The 1790-nt window shown below is 39.5% G+C and carries 1 protein-coding gene; it reads right to left on the bottom strand.

The window, feature by feature from the left end; all coding sequences use genetic code 11:
• Window positions 1–586: 586 nt before the first annotated feature.
• Window positions 587–1790 (bottom strand): hypothetical protein (locus tag J3U16_RS11815; protein ID WP_267343173.1); only part of this gene is annotated, 1204 nt, incomplete at its 5' end.

Below are 1790 nucleotides of genomic sequence, written 5' to 3'. Positions count from 1 at the left end.
AGCTAAAACCGTGTAAAAAGTATAGTGATTGGAAAAACACGATGCAACACTTTTTTTCGCTCATTTACGTTAACTTTTGTAAATATGATCTAAAAAGGATCTAAGTTACAATTGCTTATCTATTGTTTTAATTAAGTATATTATCATTACAAATCTTTAGAATTAGAGCGATTGATCCTCAAAAATTTTATTTTAGGGCTTTGGATTAGAAATTTAGTGATTTTGATATTTTAATAATTTTTTAAGTGAAATTGAGAACCTCAAAAACCCCGCTCCTCAACTTTTTTTGATGGAAAAATAGAACTACTAAAAAGCGCCACAGTTTAAAGCGGAATTACTTATTTGAGGCAACATTGCAAAGCAGAATTTTAAACCCCAAAAACCCCGCTCCTCAACTTTTTTTGCGATAAAATACCTAAAAAATAAACCCGCCGAAGCGGGTAATTGAAGCGCCGCTTAGCCGCAAAATCGCTTTTTTTATGGCTAAACGATGTTGACTCCTTGAGTCAGCTTACTTTTAATGACTCAACACTATTTTTTATCACCCCCGCCCCCGGCCTAAGGATTAAGGACGAAGAAATAAAAACTAAGGATGGAAGCAAAGTACGTAGTAGTCGAGGTAGTCCCAATCCACGTTACCGCTGTTTGTGTGCACGAGAAACTGGCCACTACCAAGCGGGTCACTAGTCCAGTACCAAATGTGGTTGAAGCCAACGCCTGAATAATCAGACATATTACCCCACTCAGTGAAAAAACCTGAACCAATTCTACGTTGGTAATAATTACCAGATGAGGAAGGGGTGGCACCTAAATTATTATAATTTGAATTTGTTAAATCCCTTACGCGAGGCATTCGATAACCAAGACTATTACACCAAGATAAAGCATTAGAATAAGAGCCTATCCAAGAACGACGGTTGACGAACCACTGCTTCAAAGTAAAACCATATTTGACAACAGGAGTACCATTACTATCACGACCGACCAACTCGAAGGTCTGAGGCAAAGTAGGTTTAGAAATAGGACTAGGAGTGGCTGAACTATGCTGGGATGGGGTAGCGTAAGGACCAGTTAAAGTGACACGAACGCTTGTAGCAGTAGGATTAGACATAGTAGCAGTGATACCTCCATGAGAAACAGGAGACCAAGACAATGGCTGACTACTACCACTAATATCTAAATCAAAGTACAATCCATTAAGACCTGTAGTAGGAAAGTTTCTACCGTAAAGTGACGGGTCTGTTTCTTGAGTGAGAAAACCCTTAGCAGGGTCCCACATTGAAGCAGGACCAGCAAAATCCCAAGATGGTCGATAAGGATTATCACCAAGCTTACCTAACATTAAATTAGGTCTGGCGAAACAAACCACAGGCCCAGCCTTAGGATTAACGTAATAAGTCTCACTACGAGCACTGAAAGTACTACGATTAGGAAATCCGTAACGAGTAGATAATGTACCGTCAGTACTAGATAACGTAACCTTATAAGGTGCTGAATCAGTACATGTCGTTAACACTGTATCACGTGATACAGGCCGATTGTTTTTATCGACGATAGATAAACTTAAAGAACCTGTAGCAGTAACGCCAGAATCTCCATCATCATCACCCCAATAATTATTAGGTGGACCGATAAGAGAACTCAAAGCGACTGAATTAGTATCAGTAGGAACGAACATACGAATATCAGCAAAACTCTGACCCTCAACCGGCAAGACGATTGGGGTTGTAGATGATGAATTGTTAGAAGGCGTGTAATTAGCTCCGTTAGATAGTGTAATCCCAAGCAGA

Source organism: Gilliamella sp. B3023 (assembly GCF_026536845.1).
Classification (GTDB): Bacteria; Pseudomonadota; Gammaproteobacteria; order Enterobacterales; family Orbaceae; genus Gilliamella; species Gilliamella apicola_E.
The sequence above is the reverse complement of the archived record's forward strand: the minus strand, read 5'-3'. Positions and strand labels throughout refer to the sequence as shown.